This is a genomic window from Plantactinospora sp. WMMB782, assembly GCF_049179135.1.
Lineage (GTDB): Bacteria > Actinomycetota > Actinomycetes > Mycobacteriales > Micromonosporaceae > Plantactinospora.
This window is the reverse complement of record NZ_JBMHMC010000007.1, coordinates 2,361,149-2,386,674: the sequence shown is the minus strand read 5'-3', so window position 1 is coordinate 2,386,674 and position 25,526 is coordinate 2,361,149. Positions and strand designations below refer to the sequence as shown.

22 protein-coding genes are annotated in these 25,526 nt (G+C 71.8%); 15 read left to right on the top strand and 7 right to left on the bottom strand.

What is annotated here, in order from left to right; translation table 11 throughout:
* Positions 1–292 precede the first annotated feature (292 nt).
* Positions 293–1,834 carry a M28 family metallopeptidase gene (locus ACN28A_RS12925; protein ID WP_421395299.1) on the top strand — a complete coding sequence of 514 codons (1,542 nt, stop codon included), beginning with the start codon at positions 293–295 and terminating at the stop codon, positions 1,832–1,834.
* 154 nt (positions 1,835–1,988) lie between these two features.
* Positions 1,989–2,603 carry a Uma2 family endonuclease gene (locus tag ACN28A_RS12920; RefSeq protein ID WP_421395297.1) on the top strand — a complete coding sequence of 205 codons (615 nt, stop codon included), beginning with the start codon at positions 1,989–1,991 and terminating at the stop codon, positions 2,601–2,603.
* A 103-nt stretch (positions 2,604–2,706) separates the two neighbouring features.
* On the opposite strand, the gene ACN28A_RS12915 is transcribed toward ACN28A_RS12920, so the two are convergent.
* From ACN28A_RS12915 to ACN28A_RS12900, 4 genes are read right to left on the bottom strand one after another with little or no spacing between them, the layout of a single operon-like run.
* Positions 2,707–3,936 carry a hypothetical protein gene (locus tag ACN28A_RS12915; protein WP_421395295.1) on the bottom strand — a complete coding sequence of 410 codons (1,230 nt, stop codon included), beginning with the start codon at positions 3,934–3,936 and terminating at the stop codon, positions 2,707–2,709.
* A 9-nt stretch (positions 3,937–3,945) separates the two neighbouring features.
* Positions 3,946–4,446 (bottom strand): hypothetical protein, encoded by a 501-nt coding sequence (locus tag ACN28A_RS12910; protein ID WP_421395293.1) that lies wholly within the window; start codon positions 4,444–4,446, stop codon positions 3,946–3,948.
* Positions 4,443–6,170 carry a GTPase gene (locus ACN28A_RS12905; RefSeq protein WP_421395292.1) on the bottom strand — a complete coding sequence of 576 codons (1,728 nt, stop codon included), beginning with the start codon at positions 6,168–6,170 and terminating at the stop codon, positions 4,443–4,445. Before ACN28A_RS12905 ends, ACN28A_RS12910 begins: the two co-directional genes overlap by 4 nt.
* Entirely contained in the window at positions 6,167–8,122 is a 1,956-nt protein-coding gene (locus ACN28A_RS12900) for an ABC transporter (protein ID WP_421395290.1), read from the bottom strand. The genes ACN28A_RS12905 and ACN28A_RS12900 overlap by 4 nt, the downstream gene beginning before the upstream one ends.
* Before the next feature lie 326 nt (positions 8,123–8,448).
* Between ACN28A_RS12900 and dnaK the strand changes: the two genes are divergently transcribed.
* The 7 genes from dnaK (at position 8,449) to ACN28A_RS12865 (ending at position 16,018) form a co-directional block, all read left to right on the top strand.
* Complete coding sequence (gene dnaK / locus ACN28A_RS12895; RefSeq protein ID WP_421395289.1) at positions 8,449–10,335, top strand: molecular chaperone DnaK; 1,887 nt, start codon at positions 8,449–8,451, stop codon at positions 10,333–10,335.
* Between the two features lie 60 nt (positions 10,336–10,395).
* Positions 10,396–11,367, top strand: a complete 972-nt coding sequence (grpE, locus tag ACN28A_RS12890) for a nucleotide exchange factor GrpE (protein ID WP_421395287.1) — start codon at positions 10,396–10,398, stop codon at positions 11,365–11,367.
* A gap of 140 nt (positions 11,368–11,507) precedes the next feature.
* Complete coding sequence (gene dnaJ / locus ACN28A_RS12885) at positions 11,508–12,701, top strand: molecular chaperone DnaJ (RefSeq protein WP_421395286.1); 1,194 nt, start codon at positions 11,508–11,510, stop codon at positions 12,699–12,701.
* A gap of 84 nt (positions 12,702–12,785) precedes the next feature.
* Complete coding sequence (locus ACN28A_RS12880) at positions 12,786–13,178, top strand: heat shock protein transcriptional repressor HspR (protein ID WP_421404347.1); 393 nt, start codon at positions 12,786–12,788, stop codon at positions 13,176–13,178.
* 494 nt (positions 13,179–13,672) lie between these two features.
* Positions 13,673–14,290, top strand: a complete 618-nt coding sequence (locus ACN28A_RS12875; RefSeq protein WP_421395285.1) for a DUF4360 domain-containing protein — start codon at positions 13,673–13,675, stop codon at positions 14,288–14,290.
* A 253-nt stretch (positions 14,291–14,543) separates the two neighbouring features.
* Positions 14,544–15,191, top strand: coding sequence for a DUF4360 domain-containing protein (locus ACN28A_RS12870; RefSeq protein ID WP_421395284.1), 648 nt, complete (start codon positions 14,544–14,546; stop codon positions 15,189–15,191).
* Positions 15,192–15,379: 188 nt separating this feature from the next.
* Complete coding sequence (locus ACN28A_RS12865) at positions 15,380–16,018, top strand: DUF4360 domain-containing protein (protein ID WP_421395282.1); 639 nt, start codon at positions 15,380–15,382, stop codon at positions 16,016–16,018.
* A 381-nt stretch (positions 16,019–16,399) separates the two neighbouring features.
* On the opposite strand, the gene ACN28A_RS12860 is transcribed toward ACN28A_RS12865, so the two are convergent.
* From ACN28A_RS12860 to ACN28A_RS12850, 3 genes are all read right to left on the bottom strand, one after another.
* Positions 16,400–16,831, bottom strand: a complete 432-nt coding sequence (locus ACN28A_RS12860; protein WP_421395281.1) for a hypothetical protein — start codon at positions 16,829–16,831, stop codon at positions 16,400–16,402.
* A gap of 192 nt (positions 16,832–17,023) precedes the next feature.
* On the bottom strand, positions 17,024–18,226 hold the full coding sequence (locus ACN28A_RS12855; protein WP_421395280.1) for a cation:proton antiporter: 1,203 nt from the start codon (positions 18,224–18,226) through the stop codon (positions 17,024–17,026).
* A 5-nt stretch (positions 18,227–18,231) separates the two neighbouring features.
* Positions 18,232–18,732 (bottom strand): cation:proton antiporter regulatory subunit, encoded by a 501-nt coding sequence (locus ACN28A_RS12850; RefSeq protein ID WP_278065003.1) that lies wholly within the window; start codon positions 18,730–18,732, stop codon positions 18,232–18,234.
* 255 nt (positions 18,733–18,987) lie between these two features.
* On the opposite strand from ACN28A_RS12850, the gene clpB reads away from it, so the two are divergent.
* From clpB to ACN28A_RS12820, 6 genes are all read left to right on the top strand, one after another.
* Positions 18,988–21,579, top strand: a complete 2,592-nt coding sequence (clpB, locus tag ACN28A_RS12845; protein WP_421395278.1) for an ATP-dependent chaperone ClpB — start codon at positions 18,988–18,990, stop codon at positions 21,577–21,579.
* 163 nt (positions 21,580–21,742) lie between these two features.
* Positions 21,743–22,120 carry a hypothetical protein gene (locus tag ACN28A_RS12840; RefSeq protein WP_421395276.1) on the top strand — a complete coding sequence of 126 codons (378 nt, stop codon included), beginning with the start codon at positions 21,743–21,745 and terminating at the stop codon, positions 22,118–22,120.
* A gap of 263 nt (positions 22,121–22,383) precedes the next feature.
* A complete protein-coding gene (locus tag ACN28A_RS12835) occupies positions 22,384–23,145 on the top strand; it encodes a hypothetical protein (RefSeq protein WP_421395275.1) in 762 nt (253 codons plus the stop codon).
* Between the two features lie 369 nt (positions 23,146–23,514).
* On the top strand, positions 23,515–24,291 hold the full coding sequence (locus tag ACN28A_RS12830; RefSeq protein WP_421404345.1) for an SDR family NAD(P)-dependent oxidoreductase: 777 nt from the start codon (positions 23,515–23,517) through the stop codon (positions 24,289–24,291).
* Positions 24,292–24,474: 183 nt separating this feature from the next.
* Positions 24,475–25,014 (top strand): orotate phosphoribosyltransferase, encoded by a 540-nt coding sequence (gene pyrE, locus ACN28A_RS12825; RefSeq protein ID WP_421395273.1) that lies wholly within the window; start codon positions 24,475–24,477, stop codon positions 25,012–25,014.
* Between the two features lie 57 nt (positions 25,015–25,071).
* Positions 25,072–25,449 (top strand): ArsR/SmtB family transcription factor, encoded by a 378-nt coding sequence (locus ACN28A_RS12820; RefSeq protein ID WP_007073957.1) that lies wholly within the window; start codon positions 25,072–25,074, stop codon positions 25,447–25,449.
* The last annotated feature ends 77 nt before the right edge of the window (positions 25,450–25,526 follow it).

The following is a 25,526-nucleotide window of genomic DNA, read 5'->3' as shown; positions in this document are numbered from 1 at the left end:
GGCCAGCGCCGCCGCCCTGATCGGCCGGCGGGGGGCCGGACCGGTCACCGGCGGTGCCGGCGGGCCGACCTGCTCTCCCAGGTCGCGCCCGCCGGCCATCGGTCACCCCGGGAAAATCCCCGCCGCCCCGCCGCGTCGGGGTGCCGTGATCTCGTGTCTCGTGGGCTTGCGGTGTCGGCACTACCGGCGGGTAAGCGCACTCGTCCGGACTATTCACCGGCTCAGTGACGCGTGGCTATGCTGACCTCCCTCGATAAGACCGGTAACCCCGGTGACCCGACAGGGAGGCAGCGTGGGTCACACCAGCAATCGGTGGAGCCGTGGTCTGCTCGCCACCACACTCGTCACGACACTCGCGGTGACGGCCGCACCGGCGCCGGCACAGGCGAGTTCCGGCTCCGCCCTCGGCAGCCTCGGCTCCTGGGTGCTGCGCAAGGCGGTCACCGCCAAGGGCGTACACCAGCACCTCGAAGAGTTGCAGAAGATCGCGGACCGCAACAACGGCAACCGCGCCTCCGGCGCACCCGGATACGACAGGTCGGTCGACTACGCGGAGAAGGTGTTCCGGAAGGCCGGATACCGGGTGTGGCGGCAGTCGTTCGACTTCCAGACCTTCCTGATCAACAACCCGTCCGAACTGGAACGGGTCTCGGCACCCGCCGGTGACCTGCCACATCGGATCATGAGTTTCTCGGGCAGCGCCGACGTGACCGCCCCGGCCAGCGTGCCGACCGGCGACGCGCAGGGCTGCAACCCGGGTGACTACGGCCCGGCGAACGTCGGCACCATCGTCGTGGTCAGCCGGGGCGGCTGCCCGTTCGGTCAGAAGGCCACTACCGCGGCGGCGGCCGGCGCCTCGGCGGCGGTCATCTACAACAACGTCGCCGGCGACCTCTCCGGAACCCTCGGCAACGCGTACACCCTGGACTTCGCCGCCGTCGGCGTCTCGCAGGCGCTCGGTCAGGAACTGGTCGGCCAGGTCGCCGGGGGTCTGACCCTGCGGGTCTTCACCGACACCTTCCGGGGCCAGGCGACCACCGAGAACGTCTTCGCCGAGTCCCGCTGGGGCGATCCGGGCAACGTGGTGATGGCCGGTGCGCACCTCGACTCCGTGCCGGAGGGGCCGGGGATCAACGACAACGGCAGCGGCAGCGCCGCGCTGCTGGAGATCGCCGAGCAGCTGCGCTGGTTCCCGACCAGGAACAGGGTCCGGTTCGCGCTCTGGGGGGCCGAGGAGGTCAACCTGGTCGGCTCGACGTACTACATCGCCAACCTGCCGCAGGCCGAGCGGGACAGGATCGCCCTCTACCTGAACTTCGACATGGTCGGCTCGCCGAACTACGTCCGGTTCGTCTACGACGGCGACAACTCGGCCTTCCCGCCCGGCACCGGCTCGGCGGCCGGCCCGCCCGGCTCGGGGGCGATCGAGAAGCTGTTCCACGACTACTTCCGGTCGCAGCGGCTGGCCTCGGCCGAGACGCCGTTCTCCGGGCGCAGTGACTACGGGCCGTTCATCGCCGACGGGGTGGGCATCCCGTCCGGCGGCCTCTTCACCGGAGCCGAAGGGGTCAAGACGGCCGAGGAGGCGCGGGTCTACGGCGGCACCGCCGGCGAGTCCTACGACCCCTGCTACCACCAGGCGTGCGACGACATCGACAACATCAGCATGAAGGCCATCGACGAGATGTCCGACGCGGTCGCGCACGCGATCATCACGTACGCCTACGACACCCGCAGCCTCGGCACCCCGCTTACCGGACCGACCCGCGGCACCACCGCGCCGGCCGGTGGCGGCGGCGGTCTGCACGACGACCACCACGAGGACGAGATCTGATCCATCCGGTACGAGAACGACGGGGCGGCGCACTCGCGCCGCCCCGTCGCCGTTACGTGAAGCTGTCGGTGCTCTCCGTTACCGTGGCGCCCGTGAACGTCCCACCCGTAGCCTTGACCTCGTGGCTTCCCCGACCGATCCCGGAGGTTCTCCGATGAGCGCCGCCCCGATCGCCCTCGACCGGCCCGGCCCGCACGGCTACACCACGGCAGACCTGCACGCCCTGCCCGATGACGGCCGGCGCTACGAGCTGATTGACGGGAGCCTCATCGTGTCCCCCTCGGCCACGATCGACCACAACACCATCGCCCGATGGATCGCCAACATCCTGGAGGACTCATGTCCGTCCGAGGAATACGCGGTCGGCACCGACCAGTCGACGACTGTCGACGCGCACAACGAGCCCCGGCCGGACGTGGTGGTGACCCGGGCGGAGCACCTGCGGTGTACCCCGTTCCCGATCGCCGACGCGCTGCTGGTGGTCGAGGTGGTGTCGCCGACCTCGGCGCTGCGGGACACCGAGACCAAGCGGGCGCTCTACGCCCGGGCCGGCGTTCCGGCGTACTGGATCGTGGTGCCGGAGGAGGAGAAGCCGACCATCTCCCTCGCCGAGCTGGTGCTCGACCCGGGCAGCCGGAAATACCGATTCGTCACGCACTACACCACCGAGCCGTTCGCGACCGCGCACCCGTGGCCGGTCCGGGTGGACCTGCCGGCGCTCATCGCCCGCCGGGCCAGGTTGCTGGGCCAGCCGACCGGCGAGAGCTGACCGGCGTGGCGCCGACAAGCGCCTGACAGAGGTCGCCGTCGAGCGGCCTGCTTGTCGAGCGGCCCGCCGCTCGCTACGCGGGTCGTCGTCGAGCGAGCGGTGGCTACGCGGGGTCGTCGTCCAGGCGCTGCCGGTTCGCCTCGATCCAGGCGTCCAGCGCCGCCGCGTCGTTCGGGTCGACGCCGTCGGCGATGAGCTGGGCCACCGCCGCCGTCGCCGGGCTGCGCCGCTCCCCGGTGGTGTAGAGCCGGACGAACTCCGGCACCATCTCCTCGACCGAGGTGTCGGTCTGGGTCGCCGCCTCGGCCGGCAGCCCCCGCAGCCGGCTGGCGTACGCCGCCCAGCTCCGGACCACCCGGGGCAGCATCGCCGCGTCGTCCATGTCGAGTACCGCCCGCCGGTGCACCCAGTCGAGCAGGAACAGGCCGGCCACCGCCGGGCTCCAGCGCAGCGGGTCCGGGTCGGAGAAGGTCGCCGCGTGGTCGAGTACCAGGCTGAGGCAGAAGTGCAGCGAGGCGAGATCCGCCTCCGGCACCTCGGGCAGGCCGAACCGGGCCGCCTCGGGCGAGCCGAGGAAGGACCTGACCAGCCGGTCCCGCTCGGCGCTGGAGAGCGGTTCCGGCCCGGCACCGACGAGGGCGGTCGGTGCGGGTGCGGGCAGCAGCGCCAGCCGGGCACCGACCAGAGCCCGGTCGGTGGCCAGCGAGCCCTCGTCCGGCAGGTCGCTCAGCTCGTCGGTGATGTCCAGGTGCCGGGCCACCTCGCCGCGCAGCCGGGCCGGATCCTCCGCACGGAACCAGGTGAGCGCGTCGTCGGCACACATCTGGCGGACCTGGCCGAGGATCCGTTCGGCGGGGCCGCCGACGAAGACGTCCTTGGTGATCCCGATGTTGTGGTCGACCAGGGCCACCACCGCGTGTTCCGGACCGCCGGAGGTGCTGTCGTCGTAGGCGAAGGTGGCCAGGTAGGAGGTCTGGTCGCCGTACACGTCGCCGTAGGCGTAGCTGCCGGTCAGGCGTACCTTGCCGAGCTGGCCCGACCAGGAGGGCGCCTGCGCGCCCGGCTTGACCGAGGCGGCGCCGTCGGCGTCCGGCACCAGGGCGGCGAAGACGGTCCGGATCGTGGTGGCCGCCGCGGTGCGGCGGCGGGACGTCGCGGAGAGGAAGTCGCCGACGAAGTGCCGGACGGCGCTGCGGCGATCCTCCTCGGCGATCGCGTAGACGCTGCCCAGCAGTGCGGTGCCGAGCATCTCGGCGTCGAGCGCGCAGTCGAGCTTCGTCACGTCGCGGGCGGCATGGAGTACGGCTTCGAAGGGGGTCCGGGGCGAGGCCATGGACCGACCCTACGCCCGCCGCCGCCGGTCCAGCACGACCAGCGCGCCGGGAACGAGTACGCCGAGCAGCAGCGTCCCCCGGCTGGCCAGCAGGTCGGCGCTGCTCAACGTGCCGACCTGCACCAGGTGGAAGAGCAGGTGCACGGTGCTGAAGACAAGCAGACCGGTGATCACCACGGCGGTGACCCGGCGGTCGTCGAGCCAGGCGGCGGCCAGCAGCAGTACGCCAAGGGTCAGGAACGCCGCCCCGACATCGGTCATCAGGTGCGCGTTGTACGGCGGGTAGCCGGCCGTCCAGGCCAGGCCGAAGCCGGGGAAGCTGTCGAAGAACCAACGCGGCACAAGCACGGCCGGCACCCCCCAGCTCAGGTGCAGTACGCCGAGCAGCAGCAACCCGCCCCGGACCAGCACCTCCCGCCACCGGTCGCCGCTGCGCGCCGGGTCCGGGGCAGTGCGCGTCGGCTCCGGGCCGGTCCGTGCCGGGTCCGGGGCGGCGGCCGGGTCGGTCATCGACGCCCGGCGGCGACGGTCAGCGCAGCACGCGCCTCGGCGTACGCCCGCAGCACCTCGCGGACCGGGGCCACCACGTACCCCCGGGCCACCTCGGCGACCGCGTCGTGCAACCGCCCCTCGGCCCGCCAGCGGGCCCGCCGGGCCGCCCACCTGATCACCGGCTTGACCAGCAGCGAGAGCAGTGCTCCGCCGAGCAGTCCGCCGAGCAGCAGCACGGTCGGCAGCGGCGCCACCCCGACCATCGGATAGTCCAGCTCGGGCAGCCCGAGGGCGCGTACCGCGTAGCCCAGGAGCAGCCAGCCCAGCCCGACGGCGGCGGTGACGGTCACCAGCCACTGCACGGCGTTGACCAGCCGCCACCAGACCGGCCGGCGGGCCATGCCCAGGTCGGTGCCGGCGACCGCCCGGTCGAGCGCGTCCGGCAGGTCGGCCTGTCGGGACCGGGCCGCCGCGGACACCGCCGCCGGCCAGGGACCCGGCAGGGTCGTACCGGCCCGGTCGGCGACCGCCCGGACGGCGAGCCCGACGGCGGAGCGCTGGGCCGCGGTCGGCTCGGGTACCGAGGTCGCCGGCACCGGCCGGAGTTCGAGGCCGAGCAGCCCGCCGGGTTGGGCCGGGCGCTCCGGCCCGGCCGGTGTCTCGGCCAGGTGCAGCCGGCGCAGCGGGTCGGGGCGGAGCCGGCGCAGGCCCCGGGCCAGTGGCCAGCCGGTCGCCGCGACCGCCCGGTGCCGGTACGCCTGCTCGGTCGCCTCCGCCACCGCCGGTACACCGGCCGCGCCGGCCAGCGCGTCGATCAGCCGGCGGATCGTCGGCCGGTCCACGTCGTCGTCGACCCGCCTGGCGTCGAACCGGGCGTCGACCAGCTCGGCGAACCCGTCGACGACCGAGTCGACGTCGCCGGAGAGCCGGCGCAGGGCGGCCTGCCGCTGCGCGACCGCCTGCTCCAGGGCGGCTCGCAGCGGTGACGTGCCGTCGTCGCTCAGTGCCGAGGTGGCGAGCACCGGCACCCCGTCGAGCCCGTCGGCGTCGACCAGCCGGCGCAGGTCGGCGAGGACCCGGGGCAGCTCCTGCGGTGCCAGCCGGTCGGCCTGGTTGAGCGCCACCACGGTGATGTCCCGGTGCCGGTGGAACTCGCGCAGGTAGCTGCGGTGCAGCACCTTGTCGGCGTACTTCTGCGGGTCCACCACCCAGACGACCAGGTCGACCAGGCCGAGCAGCCGGTCCACCTCGGAGCGGTGCGACCACTCCACGGAGTCGAAGTCGGGCAGGTCGAGCAGGACCAGCCCGTGTAGCGCCGCCTCGTCGGCACCGTCCAGCGCGCTCTCCCGGACGAACCGGTGCCGGGGCAGTACGCCGACCCAGTCGAGCAGCCGTGCCGCGCCGTCCAGTGGCCCCCAGACGCAGGCGTGGGTGACCCCGGTGGTCGGCCGGCGTACCCCGACCGGCGACATCTCGAACCGGGCCAGCGAGTTGAACAGGCTGGACTTGCCGCTGCCGGTGGCGCCGGCCAGCGCCACCACCGTGTGGTCCAGGGAGAGGGCCAGCCGGGTGCCGGCCCGTTCGATAAGGGTGTGCCCGGCGACCAGCCGGTCGTCGGGCAGGTGGCCGTCGACGGCGCCGAGGAACCGGTTGACCGCGTGCAGCCGCTCGACCAGCCGTTCCGGGTCGGCCCGCTGGTCGGGGCGGAACGAGTCCCGGACCCGGCCGAGGATGTCGGTCATCGGGCCGTCTCCGTTCCGCTGGTGCCGGCGCGCGCTGCCTCGACCGTCCGGGCCGACTCGCGGAGCTGGTCGCCGTGCCCGGCGTCGACCCCGGCCGCCGCGGTGCGGGCCAGGTAGCGGGCCGCCTCCTCGTCGAACAGCCGGTCGACCATGCCGAGCAGGTCGGCCCGGGCCTGGCCGGCCAGGCTACGGATGGCCTGGTCGCCGAAGATCGCCTCCAGTACCTTCTGCGCGGCGACAGTGGTGCCGCCGGCCGCCGCCACCTCCAGCCCGGTCGGGATGAAGGCGGTGGAGGCGAAGACCGCGATCATCACCGCCAGCCCGGTGGCGTTCACCGCGTACGCCGCGCTGCGCGCCACGAACCGCTTGTCACCGCCGCTGGCCCGGACCAGTTCGAGTACCCCGCGCTGCCAGTCCCGGACCAGTCGTTCGGCCCGCTCCGGCAGGTCCTCGCCGGGCCGGGAGAGTTCCGGGGTGAGCAGGGCGGCACCTGCCGGATGGGTCTGCCAGGCCGCGGCGGTCTGCTCGGCGGCGGTGGCGGCGGACTCCCGGAGCAGGGTGACGAGCTGCGACTCGATCGCGCTGTGCAGCTGGGCGTTCGGGGCCGGTCGACCGGTCAGCGCCGCGACGAGCCGGTCGCGGAGCTGGCCGACCCGGGCCTCCAGGGTGCGGAAGAGTTCGCCGGTGCCGACGTACTCCTGCCAGCGGGCCAGTACCTCGCCGCGGAGCAGCCGGCCGTCCCGCAGCGCCTCCTCGACTCCCCGGCGGGCGCCCCGGTAGCTGGCCCGGACCCGCTCGTCGAGCGCCTGTGCGGCGTTCGCCTGCTGATCGGCGGCGGTGGCCAGGTTCTCCAGGGCCGGGCCGAGTGCGGCGACGGCGCCGTCCAGGGTCTGCCGGATCACCGCGGCGCGGGCCTCGGAGTCGGCGGCGAGCCGACCGAACCAGGAACGCAGCGGTTCGGTGAGCCGGCCCGGCAGCAGTCCCTGCCCGTCGACGACGGTCTCCGGGAGGACGAACAGCGGTGCGGCGTCGAGCTGGTGCTCGGCGAGCATCTCGGTCAGGTGCGCGGCCACCTCGTCGGTGGCGGCCGGCGGCACCCGGTCGAGGACCAGGGCGATCGCCGTACCGCGCAGCCGGGCGGTGCGCAGCAGCTCCCAGGGCACCGCGTCGGCGTACCGGGCGGCGGTGGTGACGAAGAGCCACAGGTCGGCGGCGGCGAGCAGCTGGACCGCGAGCGCCCGGTTGGCGTCGACCACCGAGTCGATGTCCGGCGCGTCCAGGAAGGCCAGCCCGGCCGGCAGCGCGGGCGCGGTGACCAGGTGCAGGGTGGCCGGCTGGTCGCCGGGGGTGGTGGTCCGGGTCAGTCCGGGCAGCAGTTCGCCCTGGCGGAACCACGCCGAGTCGAGCGGGCTGCACACGAGTACCGGTGAACGGGTGGTCGGCCGGAGCACGCCGACGCTGCTGACCCGGGCCTGGACCAGGCTGTTGACCAGGGTCGACTTGCCGGCGCCGGTCGAGCCGCCGACGACCACCAGCAGCGGGGCGTCGAGCCGGGCGAGCCGGGGCAGCAGGTAGTCGGCGAGCTGCGCGCGCAGCGCCGAGCCGAGCTGGCGGGCCTCGTCCGCGCCGGGCAGCGCCAGCGGGTACGCGGTGACGTCGATCGCGGCCCGCAGCCGGGTGAGCGCCCAGCGCAGGTCGGAGCCGGCGTCGCCGGTCGGGGCATGGTGCTCCGCCGGACCGGCGTCCCGGGCGGTGTGTTGCCGGCTGTCCGGATGCGGGACGGGAGCAGCCGTGCTGTCGGGATCGGGGGCAACGGCAGCGGTGTTGTCCGGATCGGAGGCGGGGGCAGCCGTGCCCGACTCGTCCTGGTCGCGATCCGCGCCGGCGACGGGGGTTTCCGGGCCGACCACGGGCGTGCCGAGGCCGGTGGCCGGTTCGCCGTGGGTCGTCACGGGGTAAAGACTGCCCGATCCCTCGAACGCAGACAACCGGCACTGTTGCCCTCCGACCGGTGCCCGGCCGGCCGCCGGTTTCCTGGCCGGCTGTCCGGATCGGTACGACCACCGTCGATGCCGTCCCGGGCCGGGCGATTCGCGGTGGTGGAAGCCCCGACCCGGGTTGCGTCGATGTGACTCAAGTCCGACTTTGCAGCCTGGGCGGATCGTGGCACTATTGAGTCCGGTCCACTCAACTTGCGGTGGGTGCGCTGCGGGCGATGCCCGTGCTGCGCTGCGGGCGGTGCCCGTCACCTGCCTTGTAACGAAGCGAGGAAGCGAAGATGGCACGTGCGGTCGGAATCGACCTCGGCACGACGAACTCCTGCGTCAGCGTTCTCGAGGGCGGTGAGCCCACCGTCATCGCGAACGCCGAGGGCTCGCGGACGACTCCTTCGATCGTCGCGTTCGCCCGCAACGGCGAGGTGCTCGTCGGTGAGGTCGCCAAGCGTCAGGCGGTGACCAACCCGGACCGGACCATCCGGTCGGTCAAGCGGGAGATGGGCACCAACTGGTCCGTCGACATCGACGGCAAGAAGTACACCTCACAGGAGATCTCCGCCCGGACGCTGATGAAGCTCAAGCGGGACGCCGAGGCGTACCTGGGCGAGCGGATCACCGACGCCGTGATCACCGTCCCGGCGTACTTCAGCGACGCCCAGCGGACGGCCACCAAGGAGGCCGGGGAGATCGCCGGCTTCAACGTGCTGCGGATCGTGAACGAGCCGACCGCGGCGGCGCTGGCGTACGGGCTGGACAAGGGCTCCAAGGAGCAGACAGTCCTGGTCTTCGACCTCGGCGGCGGCACCTTCGACGTGTCGCTGCTGGAGCTGGCCGAGGGGGTCATCGAGGTCAAGTCGACAAGCGGTGACAACCACCTCGGCGGCGACGACTGGGACGAGCGGATCATCGACCACCTGGTGAAGACCTTCCGGGGTCAGCACGGCGTCGACCTGTCCCAGGACAAGATGGCGATGCAGCGGCTCCGCGAGGCGGCCGAGAAGGCCAAGATCGAGCTGTCTGCCGCCACCACCACCAGCATCAACCTGCCGTACATCACCGCCGGTCCGGCCGGTGGCGACGGCGCACCGTCGGCGCCGCTGCACCTGGACGTGACGCTGACCCGGGCGGAGTTCCAGCGGATGACGCAGGACCTGCTGGACCGCTGCAAGGGCCCGTTCGACCAGGCGATCAAGGACGCCGGGGTCAAGGTCGCCGACGTCGACCACGTCATCCTGGTCGGCGGCTCGACCCGGATGCCGGCCGTCTCGGACCTGGTCAAGCAGCTCACCGGCCGGGAGCCGAACAAGGGCGTCAACCCGGACGAGGTCGTCGCGGTCGGCGCCGCGCTCCAGGCCGGCGTGCTCAAGGGCGAGGTCAAGGACGTCCTGCTGCTCGACGTGACCCCGCTGTCGCTGGGCATTGAGACCAAGGGCGGCATCTTCACCAAGCTGATCGAGCGGAACACCACCATCCCGACCAAGCGCTCCGAGGTCTTCACCACGGCCGACGACAACCAGCCGTCGGTGCTGATCCAGGTCTTCCAGGGTGAGCGGGACATCGCGGCGTACAACAAGAAGCTCGGCACCTTCGAGCTGACCGGCCTGCCGCCGGCCCCGCGCGGCGTGCCGCAGGTCGAGGTCACCTTCGACATCGACGCGAACGGCATCGTGCACGTCAACGCGAAGGACCTCGGCACCGGCAAGGAGCAGTCGATGACCATCACCGGCGGCTCGGCGCTGCCGAAGGACGACATCGAGCGGATGATGCGGGACGCCCAGGACCACGCCGACGAGGACAAGCGGCGCCGGGACGAGGCGGAGACCCGCAACCAGGCCGAGCAGCTCCAGTGGCAGACCGAGAAGTTCCTCGCCGAGAGCGGGGACAAGCTGCCCGCCGAGCCGCGTGACAAGATCAACGAAGCGCTCGGCGACCTGCGGTCCGCGCTCGGCGGGACCGACCTGGAGAACGTCAAGACGGCGCACGAGAAGCTGCTCAAGGTCTCCCAGGAGGCCGGTTCGATGCTCTACGCGCAGCAGCAGGCCGAGCAGGGCCAGCCGGGTCAGCCGGGTGCCGCCGGTGCGGGTCCGGAGGCCGGCCCGACCGGGGCCAAGGGCGGCGCCGACGACGTGGTGGACGCGGAGATCGTCGACGAGGACGACAAGAAGTGACGACGCGTTCCCCGCGTACCCGGGCTGCTGGCCGCACGCACGATGGATCGAGGTAGCTGTATGACGGACAAGCCACGAGCCGCCGATCCGGAGTCCACCGGATCGGCGCCGGGTGGCTCCGCGCCCGCCGACCCCGCCCCGGGCCCGGCCGGCGAGGGCGTCGTCATCCGGAACAACCGGAAGATCAACCTGACCGGAGACCAGTCGGCCTCCGGTGGCACCGACGGAGCCGGACTGGCGGCGAAGGACCCGAACCCGGATCCCGAGCCGCCGGGTGACGTCGAGCCGGTGGTGGCGGCGGGCGAGGTGGACGACACCGCCTCGACCGGTGCCGCCGGCTCGGTCGACGACGCCGCGTCGGCCGAGGGTGGGCCGGAGGTGGCGGACGACGTCACCACCGAGCCGGCCGAGGCGACCGCCGAGGAGTCGGCCGACCCGACCACCGACCCGGGCGCACCGGTGGTGGACGACACCGAACTCGCCGAGGTGCTGGCGGCCGAGCGGCCGTCCGGCACCGACGGCCCGGTGGTGGACGCCCCGGCCGCGCCGGTCGCCGAGGGCGCGGCCGACGTCGACGGGCCCGGCCCGCTCGGCGCCGAGCTGGGGGCACTCCGGGCCGACCTGGACGAGCGGACCCGGGACCTCCAGCGGGTGACCGCGGAGTTCGCCAACTACCGCAAGCGGATGGACCGGGAGCGGGCCAAGGACGTGGACCGGGCCACCCGGGTCGTACTCGCCGCGCTGCTGCCGGTACTCGACGACCTGGACCGGGCGCGCGAGCACGGCGACCTGGTCGGGCCGTTCGGCACCGTGGCGGAGCAGTTGGGCACGGCGCTGGCCAAGTTCGGGCTCACCCCGTTCGGTGAGAAGGGTGACCCGTTCGACCCGAACCAGCACGAGGCGGTGGCGCACCAGACCTCGACCGAGGTCACCGAGCCGACCTGTGTGGAGGTGCTGCGACGCGGCTACCAGGTGAACGACGCGCTGCTGCGGCCCGCGCTGGTCGCGGTGGCCGATCCGGAGCCGGAGTGAGCACTGCGGCGCCGGCAGGAACCGGACCGGAGCGAGGTTGAGCCGGTGCGTCGCGGTCGAGGTGCCCTCCGTACGCCGCCCGACGGGCGGAGTGCGGGCGGCACCTCGACCGCGCCACAGGGGAAGGGGGTGGACGACCGATGAGTTCCAAAGACTGGCTGGAGAAGGACTTCTACGCCGTGCTGGGGGTGGCCAAGTCCGCCTCTGCTGACGAGATCAAGAAGGCGTACCGGAAACTGGCCAGGGAATCGCACCCGGACCACAACCCGGGCAACGCCGAGGCCGAGGAGCGGTTCAAGGCCGTCTCCGAGGCGTACGACGTGCTCTCCGACCCGCGCAAGCGCAAGGAGTACGACGAGATGCGCTCGCTCTTCGGCTCGGGCGCGTTCCGCCGCAACGCCCGGTCCGGCGGGCCGGGCGGCTATCCGTTCGACGTCTCCGACCTCTTCGGCGGGATGGGCCAGCCCGGCGGCGCGGCCGGCGGGGACCGCCGGTTCGGTGCCGGCGCGGGCGGCTTCTCGGACCTGTTCAGTTCGATCTTCTCCGGTGGCGGCCCGACCCGGACCCGTGGACCGGCCCGGGGCCGGGACGTGGAGGCCGAGGTCGTGCTCGACTTCGGCGACGCGGTACGCGGCGTGACCGTGCCGTTGACGCTGCGCGCTCCCGGGGTCTGCGACACCTGCCACGGCGACGGCGCCAAGCCGGGGACGCTGCCCCGCACCTGCCCGCAGTGCCGGGGTGCCGGTGTGGTCACCCGGAACCAGGGCTCGTTCAGCTTCTCCGAGCCGTGCCGGGAGTGCCAGGGTGTCGGCACGATCGTGGACGAGAAGTGCCCGGAGTGCCGGGGTAGCGGCGGGGTGACCAAGTCCCGCACGCTGAACGTCCGGTTCCCGGCCGGGGTGGCGGACGGCCAGCGGATCCGGCTCGCCGGCCGGGGCGAGCCCGGTGACCGGGGCGGCCCGCCCGGCGACCTGTTCGTGCTGGTGAAGGTGCGCGCGGACGACCTCTTCGGACGCAGTGGCGACGACCTGACCCTGACGGTGCCGATCACCGTGGCGGAGGCGGTGCTCGGAACGGACCTGCGGGTGCCCACGCTGGATTCCGCGGTGACCCTGCGGGTGCCGCCGGGCACCCCGAGCGGCCGGACCCTGCGGGCCCGGGGCCGGGGGGTGGTCCGGCGGGACGGCCAGGCCGGCGACCTGCTGGTGACGGTGGAGATCGCGGTACCCGAGCAGCTCTCCCCGGAGGCCAGGAAGGCGCTGGAGGAGTTCGCCGCGCACACCCCGGCGGCGGAACGGGAACATCTCGACGCCCGGGTGCGTCGTTTCAACTGAGCTGTTGGCAACGCGGAGGTGATCAAGGTGGCCGAGGAGTACGTCGTCGTCTCGATCGAGCAGGCATCCGACGCCAAGGTTCTGATGATCTCGGTCGCGGCCCGGATGGCCGGCATGCACCCGCAGACCCTTCGGCAGTACGACCGGATGGGGCTGGTGCAGCCCGGCCGGGCTCCGGGCGGCGGGCGCCGGTACAGCGTCCGCGACGTCGCGCTGCTCCGCGAGGTGCAGCGGCTCAGCCAGGACGACGGGGTGAACCTGGCCGGCATCAAGCGGATCATCGTGCTGGAGCAGATGGTCGACGAGCTCCAACAGCGGATGGCCGGCCTACAGGCCGAGCTGGAGGCCGCCTATCACCGGATCGCCGAGCTGGAGGCGCTGGGTGGGCTGCCCCGCCGGGATCTGGTGCCGACCAACCGGCCGTCGACCGCGCTCGTCGTGTGGCGGCCCCGCCGCGGCACGGACCCGTCCGCCTGACGCGCCGGACCGTCGGCGCCGAAGGGTACTGGCGGGTACCGCCATGATCCGGGCATGCGTGACACTTCTCCCGGTGTTCCCGAAACCGATTACGCCGGGTGTTTCGGGAGCATTACGCCCGCTCTCGAATCCAATAGGTAGGAGACTCGGAAACCATTACCCCATGCGGGTCGGAAGGGCTTCACCGTACATAGCGGGTGGTGACGGAACCCGCGGGCCCTGTCCGGTCGGCCGGATCGTTCCGTCGCACGCCCGGCAAGGTCATTAAGCGCCTCGCCGTCCGGCCCGGTTCGGGTATGGGGGCGGGTCGCCGAGTCGTGTCCGGTGCCGCGCTCCGACGTGGCCCCGCGGACGCCTGTGAATGATCAGACAGAACTGATCAACGGTTCATTTGAATGTGGGCGGTTACAAGATTGTTTAATTGACGGCTATCTATGTTCTGACTATGGTGGGCTGCGGGCGCGACCGCATCGCGACGACCGGAAGGAACTAGCATGTCCAACGTGATGGCTGTCGGCGGAGTACTCGCGGCATTGTTTGCCCCGGCGGTAGCTACCGAGCCCGTGGTGGCCCCTGCCGAGCGGATCACCATCAGTGTGGAGACCGTCAACGGCTCGGGCTGCCCGGCAGGAACCACCCAGGTCAGCACCGCCGCCGACAACACGGCCTTCACGGTCAGCTACAGCGACTATTACGTCCTGGCCGGTGCCGGGGCGAAGCCGACCGAGTTCAGGAAGAACTGCCAGCTCAATCTGCGGGTCCAGATTCCTGCGGGGCTCACCTTCGCGGTGTCCCAGGTGGATATGCAGGGCTTCGCGTACCTCCAGCGGGGTGCCAAGGGCACGCAGCTCAACCACTACTACTTCATGGGCAGCTCCGCGACGGGCCAGCAGAGCCACGAGTTCAACGGGCCGTACGTCGGTGGCTTCCGTACCACCGACCGCGCCGCGTCGCTGGTCTACGCGCCGTGCGGCCAGGAGCGCAACCTGAACATCAACACCGAGCTGCGGGTGGACGCCGGCGACTCCGAGAGCGGCACGAGCCTCATGGTGATGGATTCGAGCCGGGGCAGTGTGCGCAGCGTCTATCACCTGAGCTGGAAGGAGTGCTGACCGCACCGTCGTGAACTCGTCCCCCCGCGGCGGTCCGCAGGGTTAGCGCGAGTCAGGGCCCCCGGGTCGGCCCGATGGAATTGTTAATGTCCATCGAGCCCGACCCGGGGGCCCTTGCGTATTTCGGGCCGGCGACTACTTTCCCCTTTTCGGACGATGGCGCATTCCCCTTTACGACATTGACGAACATCAATAAAGCAAGTTAGGGTACTTGTGCGCGCGCAACATTATCGGCACGATCGGGAGGGAACCCATGATCAGTGTGCTGGCCATTGGCGGTCTCGTTGCATCGCTGCTCGGCGGCTCGATTGTCATTCCGACGGATCCGCCCGTGGAACCGCCGGAAGAGAAGATTGTCATCGAGGTCATTACCATCAATGGCTCGGGTTGCCCGGCCGGCACCGCGGCCGTCGCGGTCGCCCCCGACAACACCGCCTTCACGGTGACGTACAGCGAGTACCTCGCCCAGGTCGGCGTGGGGGCGCGGCCGACCGATTCCCGGAAGAACTGCCAGGTGGCCCTCCAGGTGCACGTGCCGGAAGGCTTCACCTACGCCATCCTGCAGGCCGACTACCGCGGCTATGCCTACCTGGCCAACGGTGCGACCGCGGTGACGCGGGCGAACTACTACTTCCAGGGCTCCTCGCCGACGACGTACAAGAACCACAACTTCAGTGGTCCGCTGGACGACAGTTGGCAGACGACGGACACCTCCGAGCTGACCTCGGTGAGCTACGCGCCCTGCGGGGAGATGCGCTTCCTGAACATCAACACCGAACTGCGGGTGAACGTCGGTACGTCCAACCCGGCGACCACCACCAGCTTCATGGCGATGGACTCGACGGATGGTGGCATCAGCACCATCTACCACTTCGCCTGGAAGAAGTGTCCGACCCCCTGACGTGGTCCCTCCGGGTTGGGATGCGGGAATCCGTTCCGGCATCCCGGCCCTGAGGGCAGGGGCCCGCCCGCCGGGTCGCCCGGTCCTAAGGCGGGCACCGATTAAGAGGGCATCCAGAGCTATGGATGATTTCGATACATCGCGCGGGCAACGGCCCGCGCGACGGTAACCGAAGGGAGCCCCGGAAAATGTTGAACACGTTAGTCGTCGGTGGTCTGGCAGCGTCGTTGCTGGGCCTGCCGGTACTCGGCGACCCGGTGCCGACCACGAACCCGCCGGCCGAACGCATCACGATGGAGGTCGTGACGGTGAACGGGTCGGGCTGCCGGCCCGGAACGGCGGCGGTCGCCACGGCGCCGGACAACACCGCCTTCACGGTGACCTACAGCGACTACCTGGCCCAGGCCGGCGCGGGTACCGCGCCGACCGACTTCCGGAAGAACTGCCAGCTCGTCCTCAAGGTGAACGTGCCGGGTGGCTTCACCTACGCGATCCGCCAGGCCGACTACCGCGGCTTCGCGCATCTCGAAAAGGGTGCCAGTGGCATGCAGCGGGCGAGCTACTACATCCAGGGCACGTCGCCGACGGCGGTCGAGTCGCACAACATCCCCGGCCCGATGAGTGACAGCTGGCAGACGACCGACGTCACGGACATGGCCGAACTGGTCTACGCCCCCTGCGGCGAGGTCCGGCTGCTCAACATCAACACCGAACTGCGGGTGAACCGCGGGACGTCGGATCCGAAGACCACCAGCTTCCTGATGATGGACTCCACCGACAGCAGTGTCAGCACCACGTACCACTTCAACTGGATGCGGTGCGAGTAGGCGTCGCCGGGACCGGTCCCGGTGTGCACCTGACAGGGCTACATCCACGCGCACCGGTACGGCGTCCGCCGGCCGGCGTCGCGACCGTTCCACCGAAGAACACCGCTGGCGCTCGCAGAGGGCTTCGAGCGCCAGCTCTTCCTGTGCCCGTCCCTGCCGTCGGCGAGGGGCCCACGCGGCCGCTGCCCGGTTCCGCCCCGTCGCGGTCGCCAGCTAAGTAGCCTGACTGGTGGTGCGGCTTCCGCGGGTCGCGGTCCTGTCGACGACGAGGCGGGCCCGCCGCGGCGCCGGCACCGGTGGTGGCTGGTGGTCCGGGGTCCACGGGGGGTCCCGGCCCGCCGTCCGGCGTCGGCACGGGTGCCGGCGCGCCGGTCGACCCGGTCAGCTCAGCCGGCGGGACTGCCGGACCAGGCCACCCTCACACCAGTCGCGGTAGTCGAAGAGGTCGGGCCTGGCCTGGAGCATCCGGGTGTTGTGCGCCCAGATCACCATCGGCTCGTCGCCGAGCCGCTCGGCCTGCTCGACCAGCTTGCGCAACCGCCGCTTCGGATGGGCCTGGAACTTGGTCCGGATGCCGTCCGCCGCGTAGATGTAGAGGCAGTGCATCGCGAACCGGCGGGCCGGGCAGGACTGGTCCATCGCCAGCTCGAACAGCGTGCCGATCAGCCGGTCGCCGGAGACCAGCAGGTCCCAGTCCTTCGGCATGGTGTGCAGCGGCACCGAGTCCGGCTCGTAGGCCCAGGCCCGGAGCTCGGCTGGAGACGGGTCCACCGGGTTGGCAAAGCCCCGGAACGCGGAGTCCTGCACGCTCAACGGGCCGCCTTTCCGCTCGCGCGGCTGCCGGGCACTCCGGCCCCCGCAAGACCTGTGGGGCTACTGCGGCGACACGGTAACGCGCTGTTGCCAACCTGCGGAAGGGTCGCCGAGTGCTATTTCATCAACCCGTTACGCGGTCGTCGATCCGGCCGTACGGCGATCCCGGTATGTGGGGCGTGACGCCGCGCCTCAGTCCGGAACGGGAGCGGGCGTCGGCCCACCGGCCGCGGCCCGGCGCAGCCACCGCTTGAACCACTCGAAATCGGGCAGCCGGGCCAGCATCGGCCCGCTCACCACGGTGATCAGCACGTACGCGGTGGCCAGCGGGCCGAGTTGCGGGTTGACCACGCTGGCACTGACGGCAAGCCCGGCGATGACGATGGAGAACTCGCCGCGCGGTGCCAGGGTCAGCCCGGCCCGCCAACGGCCCCGCGCGCCGATCCCGGCCCGTTTCGCCGCCAGGTAGCCGGTGAGCACCTTGGTGGCCATGGTGACCACGGCCAGTGCCAGGGCGGGCAGCAGGACCGGCGGGATCGCCCGGGGGTCGGTGACCAGGCCGAAGAAGACGAAGAAGACGGCGGCGAAGAGGTCCCGCAGCGGTGAGAGCAGCTCGGTCGCGTTGTGCGCCACCGGCCCGGAGAGCGCGATGCCGACCAGGAACGCGCCGACCGCCGCCGACACCTGGAGCCCGGCCGCGATGCCGGCGACCAGCAGGGTCAGTCCGAGTACGCCGAGCAGCAGCGCCTCCGGATCGTCGGCCGAGAGCATCCGGGAGATGAAGTTGCCGTACCGGATCGCCACCACAAGCACCAGGACCACGGTGAAGACCGCGACGGCCAGCGCGATGCCGCCGCCGAGCAGGCTCTTGCCGCTGAGGATCGCGGTGACCAGTGGCAGGTAGAGCGCCATCGCCAGGTCCTCGATGACAAGCACCGAGAGGATGACGGGGGTCTCCCGGTTACCGATCCGACCGAGGTCGGCCAGCACCTTGGCGACCACGCCGGACGAGGAGACCCAGGTGACCCCGGCCAGCACGATCGCACCGACCCAGCCCCAGCCGAGCAGGAAACCGAAGGCCGCACCGGGCAGGGCGTTGAGCAGGCCGTCGATCAGCCCGGCCGGTGCCGCCGCGCGCAGGTTGCCGACCAGTTCGCTGGCGGAGTACTCCAGGCCCAGCATGACCAGCAGCAGGATCACGCCGATCTCGGCGCCGACCTCGAAGAACTCCTCGCTGGCCGAGAGTGGCACCAGCCCGCCGTGCCCGAAGGCGAGCCCGGCGAGCAGGTAGAGCGGGATCGGGGAGAGGCCGATCCGCCGGCTCAGCCGGCTGAGCAGTCCCAGGGCGAGCAGCAGCGCGCCGACCTCGATGAGCAGGACTGTGGTGTGGTGCATCCGCCTCAGCCGTCCGGATCGGTCTCGGCGAGGATCGCGGTGACACCGTCGAGTCCCTGACGGGTGCCGACCACGACCACGACATCGCCGGCCTCGAACCGGAAGGTCGGATCGGGTGAGGCGATCACCTCGCGTTCCCGGAGGACCGCGACGATTGATGCGCCGGTGCGGGTGCGGGTCTGCGTGTCGCCGAGGCGCCGGCCGACGTAGCGGGAGCCGGCCGGGATGGCGATCTGCTCGGTGAGCAGGCCGGCCGCCTGCTGGCGCAGCCCGGAGAGCTGGCCCAGCATCAGGGAGGCGCCGAGGATGTCGGCCAGTGCCTCCGCCTCGTCGTCGGTGAGCGGGATGTCGGCGGTGCACGAGTCGGGATCGTCGGGGTCGTAGAGCACCAGGTCCCGTCGGCCGTTGCGGTGCGTGACGACACCGAGCCGCCGTCCGGAGGTGGTCACCACGTCGTGACGTACGCCGATGCCTGGCAGTGCCGTCTGCTCCACACGTACTCGCACGTAACCAACCGTACCCGTATGTCGATCGAGGGCCGGTACCGGCTTCCGGGCCCGGTCGGGTGGAACCGCCCTCTTCCGGGCCGGTGGCGGAACCCGGCGGGTGTGACTGACGTCATAGCGAAAGAGTTGAGTGGAATAGACTCAACTCTGGTTGTGTCGTTCCTACTGGAAGTGATGCCGCCGGCGACGGCGGCACCGCCCGCCACGCTGCCGATGCCGGCCCGTGCCACGGCCGGCAGACCGTATTGGGAGCCCATGAACGCCGAACGTCTCACCACGAAGAGCCGCGAAGTCATCACCGGCGCCGTCGCGACGGCCAACCAGCGCGGCCACGCCACCGTCGAACCGTGGCACCTGCTGCTCTCCCTGCTGGACACCGGCGGGTCCACCGCGGCCGGGCTGCTGCGGGCGGTCGGGGCGAATCCGGCCGACATCCGGCGGGCCGCCGTCCGGGCCGTGGAGAACCAGCCGGCCGCCCGGGGATCCAGTGTCGCCGAGCCGAGCCTGGCCCGCGAGTTCGTCAACGCGATCGGCGCGGCCGAGCAGATCGCCCGGCCGCTCGGCGACGAGTACACCTCGACCGAGCACCTGCTGGCCGGGCTGGCCCGGGTCGGCGGCGCGGTCGCCGACACCCTCAAGCGGGCCGGCGCCACCGAGGAGAACCTGGTCGCCGCCTTCCCGGCGGTGCGCGGCGGCGACCGCCGGGTCACCACCGCCGACCCCGAGCAGACCTACCAGGCGCTGGAGAAGTACGGCGTCGACCTGACCGCCAGCGCCCGGGACGGCAAGATCGACCCGGTGATCGGCCGGGACGCCGAGATCCGCCGGGTGATCCAGGTGCTCTCCCGGCGTACCAAGAACAACCCGGTGCTCATCGGCGAGCCCGGCGTCGGCAAGACCGCCATCGTCGAGGGGCTGGCCCAGCGGATCGTCGCCGGTGACGTCCCCGAGTCGCTGCGGGACAAGTTGCTGGTCTCGCTCGACCTCGGCGCGATGGTCGCCGGGGCGCAGTACCGGGGGCAGTTCGAGGAGCGGCTGAAGTCGGTGCTGGAGGAGATCAAGAACTCCGACGGCCAGGTCATCACCTTCCTCGACGAACTGCACACGGTGGTCGGCGCCGGCAAGGGCGAGGGCTCGATGGACGCCGGCAACATGCTCAAGCCGATGCTGGCCCGGGGCGAGCTGCGGATGGTCGGTGCGACCACCCTGGACGAGTACCGCGAGCACATCGAGAAGGACCCGGCGCTGGAGCGGCGCTTCCAGCCGGTGCTGGTCGGCGAGCCCACCATCGAGGACACCATCGGCATCCTGCGCGGCCTCAAGGAGCGCTACGAGGTGCACCACGGGGTACGCATCACCGACGCCGCCCTGGTCGCCGCCGCCTCGCTCTCCGACCGGTACATCACCGACCGGTTCCTGCCGGACAAGGCGATCGACCTGGTCGACGAGTCCGCCTCCCGGCTCCGGATGGAGATCGACTCCCGGCCCACCGAGGTCGACGAGATCGAGCGGGCGGTACGCCGGCTGGAGATCGAGGAGATGGCGCTGGCCAAGGAGCCCGACCCGGCCTCGGCCGAGCGGCTGGCACGGCTGCGCCGGGAGCTGGCCGACAAGCGCGAGCAGCTCACCGCGCTCAGCGACAGGTGGAAGCTGGAGAAGGAGCACATCACCCGGATCTCGACGGCCAAGGAGGAGCTGGAACGGCTCGGCGGCGAGGCCGAGCGGGCCGAGCGGGACGGCGAGCTGGAACGCGCCGCCGAGCTGCGCTACGGCCGCATCCCCGAACTCCAGGCCACGCTGACCCGGGCCGAGGGCGAACTCGCCGGGTTGCAGGCCGACGGGGCGATGCTCAAGGAGGAGGTCGGCGCCGACGACATCGCCGCGGTGGTCGCCGCCTGGACCGGCATCCCCGCCGGCCGGCTGATGGAGGGCGAGACCGCCAAGCTGCTCCGGATGGAGTCGTCGCTCGGTGCCCGCGTGGTCGGCCAGGCCGAGGCGGTCGCCGCCGTCTCCGACGCGGTACGCCGGGCGCGGGCCGGCGTCGCCGACCCGGACCGCCCCACCGGCAGCTTCCTCTTCCTCGGCCCGACCGGCGTCGGCAAGACCGAGCTGGGCAAGGCGCTCGCCGAGTTCCTCTTCGACGACGAGCGGGCCATGGTCCGGATCGACATGAGCGAGTACGCCGAGAAGCACTCGGTGGCCCGGCTCGTCGGCGCCCCGCCCGGCTATGTCGGATACGAGGAGGGCGGCCAGCTCACCGAGGCGGTGCGCCGCCGGCCGTACTCGGTGATCCTGCTGGACGAGGTGGAGAAGGCCCATCCGGACGTCTTCGACGTACTGCTCCAGGTGCTCGACGACGGCCGGCTCACCGACGGCCAGGGACGTACCGTCGACTTCCGCAACGCCATCCTGATCCTCACCTCCAACCTCGGCTCGGCGGTGGTCTCCGACCTGACCCTGGGCGAGCAGGAGCGCCGGGAGGCGGTGCTGGCGGTGGTCCGCTCGCACTTCAAGCCGGAGTTCCTCAACCGGCTCGACGACATCGTGGTCTTCGCCTCGCTGACCGGGCAGGAACTGCGCGGGATCGTGGACATCCAGCTCGACCGGCTGCGGCGGCGGCTCGCCGACCGGCGGCTCGGCCTGGACGTCACCGACGAGGCCCGGACCTGGCTGGCCGAGCACGGGTACGACCCGATCTACGGCGCCCGCCCGCTGCGCCGGCTGGTGCAGTCGGCGATCGGCGACCGGCTGGCGAAGGCGCTGCTGGCCGGCGAGGTGCGCGACGGCGACACCGTGCGGGTCGACCTGGCGGACAGCAAGGAGTCGCTTTCCGTCGTCCGGGTCTGAGACCGGGCCCGAGACTCGCGGGGCCGGCTCCGATCTCGCCTCCTGGGGTGGGACCGGGCCGGCCCTGCCGCTGTCCGGTGTCCGCGGCCGGTGGTCGGTGGTCGCCGGTCGTGGACGACGCGGCCGGCGAGCGCTCCGGCCCGGCACGGGTGACCATTGGGACATGAGCGAGTTACCGGGAGAGCGCGAAGACCTGACGACGGCGGTACGCGAGCTGGCCGACGCCGACGTGGTCGCGTTCGGCGGGGTGGGTCTCGCGGGCCAGGTGCTGGTGCCGACCGAGGCGTACCGGACCGTGGAGGCGGCACTGCCGGACCGGGGCGAGGAGATCCGTCCCCGGCTGACCTGGCTGTTGGCGAACGGCTCGGCAGCCGGCAAGGCGTACGCGGCGACGCTGCTCGACCGGCTGGACCCGGCGGCCGCCCGGGATGCCTGGCGAGGGCTGCTGGACGACCGGGCCGAGCTGACCACCTTCAGCGGCTGCCTGATGGACCAGACCACCCTCGGCGAGTACGCCGCCGCCCGGCTCGGCCAGGACTGACCACCGTGCCGGAGCACCCGACCCGGTCCGGTCAGGACTGACCGTCGTGCCGGGCCGGCCGGCCCGGTCAGGACCGGCCGTCGCGCCGGCCCGCCGCCCGGACCGGCCGCCGACCGGAACCGGCGGCGGTTCAGCCCTGGCCCACGGGACGCGAACCGATACGGTGGTCCGGAATAACCGACTTCCGCTCCGGGAACACTCGACCCGCACAACCGATCCCGGGGACCCCCGCTCCGGGGACCCGAGCCAGGAAAAGGAGAGTCGTGTCGGAACCAGCGAATCCCGCGCCGACCGCGAGGCCGCGCCCGGGCACCGTCACCAACGCGAGTTACCTGCTCTATCTCGCGGCCGCCCTGATCGCCGTCAGCGCGGCGGTCAGCTTCGCCACCGTCGGAACCGTCTCCACCGTCTACCGCGAGGCGTACGCCGGTAGTTCCCTCGAAGGCGCCGACGGTTTCGTCGTCGGCACCACCGTGGTCAGCGCCATCCTGCAACTGCTGATCGCCATCGCACTGGTGGCGCTGGCCCTGCTGAACAACCAGGGCCGCAACGGCGCCCGGATCGCCACCTGGGTGGTCGCCGGTCTCGGCGTCTGCTGCACCGGCCTCGGCGTCGGTGGCACGGCGTTCTCCGGAATGGGCACCGGTGGCGGCTCCGCAGCGGACGTCCCGGACCCGGCCGAGGTGCAGCGCCGGCTGGAGGCGGAACTGCCCTCCTGGAGCGCGCCGCTCACGCTGATCTGCTCGATCGTCGCGCTGCTGGCGCTGGTCGCCGCCATCATCCTGCTCGCGCTGCCCGCGTCGAACGAGTTCTTCCGCAAGCAGCCGGCGGGCGTGGACCCGGCACTGCCGGGTGCGGCCTACCCGGGGCAGCCGGGCGGCGGCGAGCCCGGATATCCGCAGTACCCGGCGTCCGGGCAGCAGCCGGGCGCGGGCACCGATCCCGGCTACCCGCAGTACCCACCGCCGGGGCAGCAGCCGCCGTCGAACCCGCCGGGCAACCCGCCGAACCCGCCGTCGAACTGAACTCCCGCAGCACCGAGGATCCCCCGGTCGGCCCCGGCCGCCGGGGGATCCGGCTTTTCCGGCGTACCTGTCGACGCTTCGCGGCCCCAGCTCTCGGGCGCACGGCCGGCGGTCTTCCGGTACCCGGCACGGCTTTTCCGATCCCGGCGACTCGGCTACCTTGTGGGAGCGGTGGCGCCGGTCGGGGGAGTCCCGGGTGCCGCCGTGTCGGTGGCACCCGCGCCGCGGCCCACCTCGACGGTTTCCGTCGACCGCCGTTCGTCCGCGAAGTCGTCGAGGTGAGGAAGCGCAGTGGCCGCAGCCGTTCCCCCGCCCGGCACCGGCGCCGGTCCGGGCACCGGGGCGGACCGGAACGGCAGCCGTCGTGCCCTGGTCACCGGCGCCACGGCCGGGATCGGGGCCGCGTTCGCCCGCCGGCTCGCCGCGGACGGCTACGACCTGTTGCTGGTGGCCCGGAACGGCGAGCGGCTGGCCGCCACCGCCGCCGAACTGGCCGCCCGGCACGGCAACCGGGTCGAGGCGCTGCCCGCCGACCTGGCCGACGACGACGGGTGCGGCGCGGTCGAGGAGCGGCTCTCCGACGCGTCGGCACCGGTCGACATGCTCGTCAACAGCGCGGGGATCAGCCTGAACCGGTCCTTCCTGCACTCGACGGTGGCCGACGAGTCCCGACTGCTCCGGCTGAACGTGCACGCGGTGCTCCGGCTGACCCTCGCCGCCCTGCCCGGGATGACCGAGCGGCGGCACGGAGCAGTGATAAATGTCTCTTCCGTCGCCGGATTCGGGCCGGTCATGCCCGGGTCGACGTACCCGGCGAGCAAGGCGTGGGTGACCAACTTCAGCGAGTCGGTGGCCCAGTCCGTCCGGCCGATGGGCGTACGCGTGCTGGCGCTCTGCCCCGGCTACACCCGTACCGAGTTCCACGACCGGGCCGGGATCAACATGTCGAAGACGCCGGACTGGTTGTGGCTGCGGGCCGACGACGTGGTCCGGGACGCCCTCCGTGACCTGGATCGGGACCGTCTGGTGAGCGTTCCGGACTGGAAGTACAAGGTGGCGGTCTTCGGCATGCGGCACACGCCGGGCCGGATCTGGCGGGCGGTGGCCAGGGACGCCCGCGGGCGTACCGGTCGGGAAAAGTTGTAATCCGGCGGACCCTCGCCGGTCCCGCGCTCCGCAGGGCGGGCGGACGACGCCCGGATGCGGACAAGATTCAGTGCGGAGAGTAGCCGATTTCTCGGCCCATCGGCCACCGTCGGACCGACGCGAACGGCCGTCTTCCCGGGTCGGCCATTCGGCTCTCACCTTGGCGCAGTACCCTTACCGGCCATGGGCGACCACGACGACCTGCGTAAATTCATCACTGACCTGGCCGTCGTACACGGCCGGGTGGTGCTGTCGTCCGGTCGTGAGGCGGACTGGTACGTCGATCTGCGCCGCGTGACCCTGCATCACGCGGCGGCACCTTTGGTCGGCCGAGTCATGCTGGACCTCACGAAGGACTGGAACTACGACGCGGTTGGCGGCCTGACGTTGGGTGCGGACCCGATCGCCGTGTCGATGTTGCACGCCGCTTCGGCGGCGTCGCGTCGACTCGACGCATTCGTGGTGCGCAAGGCCGGCAAGACGCACGGGTTGCAGCGCAGGATCGAGGGTCCGGAGGTGAGTGGTCGCCGGGTGTTGGCGGTGGAGGACACCTCCACCACGGGAGGCAGTGTGCTCACCGCGGTGGAGGCGTTACAAGAGGCCGGAGCCGAGGTCGTGGGCGTGGCGGTTATCGTTGATCGTGGGGCGGTCGACGCCGTACGAGCCGCCGGATTGCCATACCGGGCAGCCTATACGTTGGCTGACCTCGGCCTTGTGGCCTAAAAGTTTGCCGATTCGGATCTGCTGATATGCAGCCGGGTCGATGCTGCTGGTGGAAGGATGGAATACGTGGGAACTGCGTTGGCCGAAATGACTATGCCTCAGATCTCGCCGCTTGCCGGCGAGCCGATCGAGCGAGCCGATGCTGAGCGGCTGGCAGGGGTCCTCAAGGCCCTTGCCGACCCCGCCCGGCTGCGGCTGCTCAGCCTGATCCAGTCGGCACCGGAGGGCGAAGCGTGCGTGTGTGACCTCACCGCGCCGCTCGGCCTCTCCCAGCCGACGGTCAGCCACCACCTCCGCATCCTCACCGAAGCCGGCTTGCTGGAGCGGGAGAAGCGGGGCGTGTGGGCCTACTACCGGTTGGTGCCGACGGCGATCGCCACGATCGCCGACCTGCTGACCCCGCCGCGTAAGCGGGCCACCAAGAAGGCCCGCTGAGTCAGCGTCCGGCCCGTCTGGTGTCCCGCCCGCACAGGGCGGCGCCAGACGGTCCAGCCGCTGCTCGGGCGGTGGGG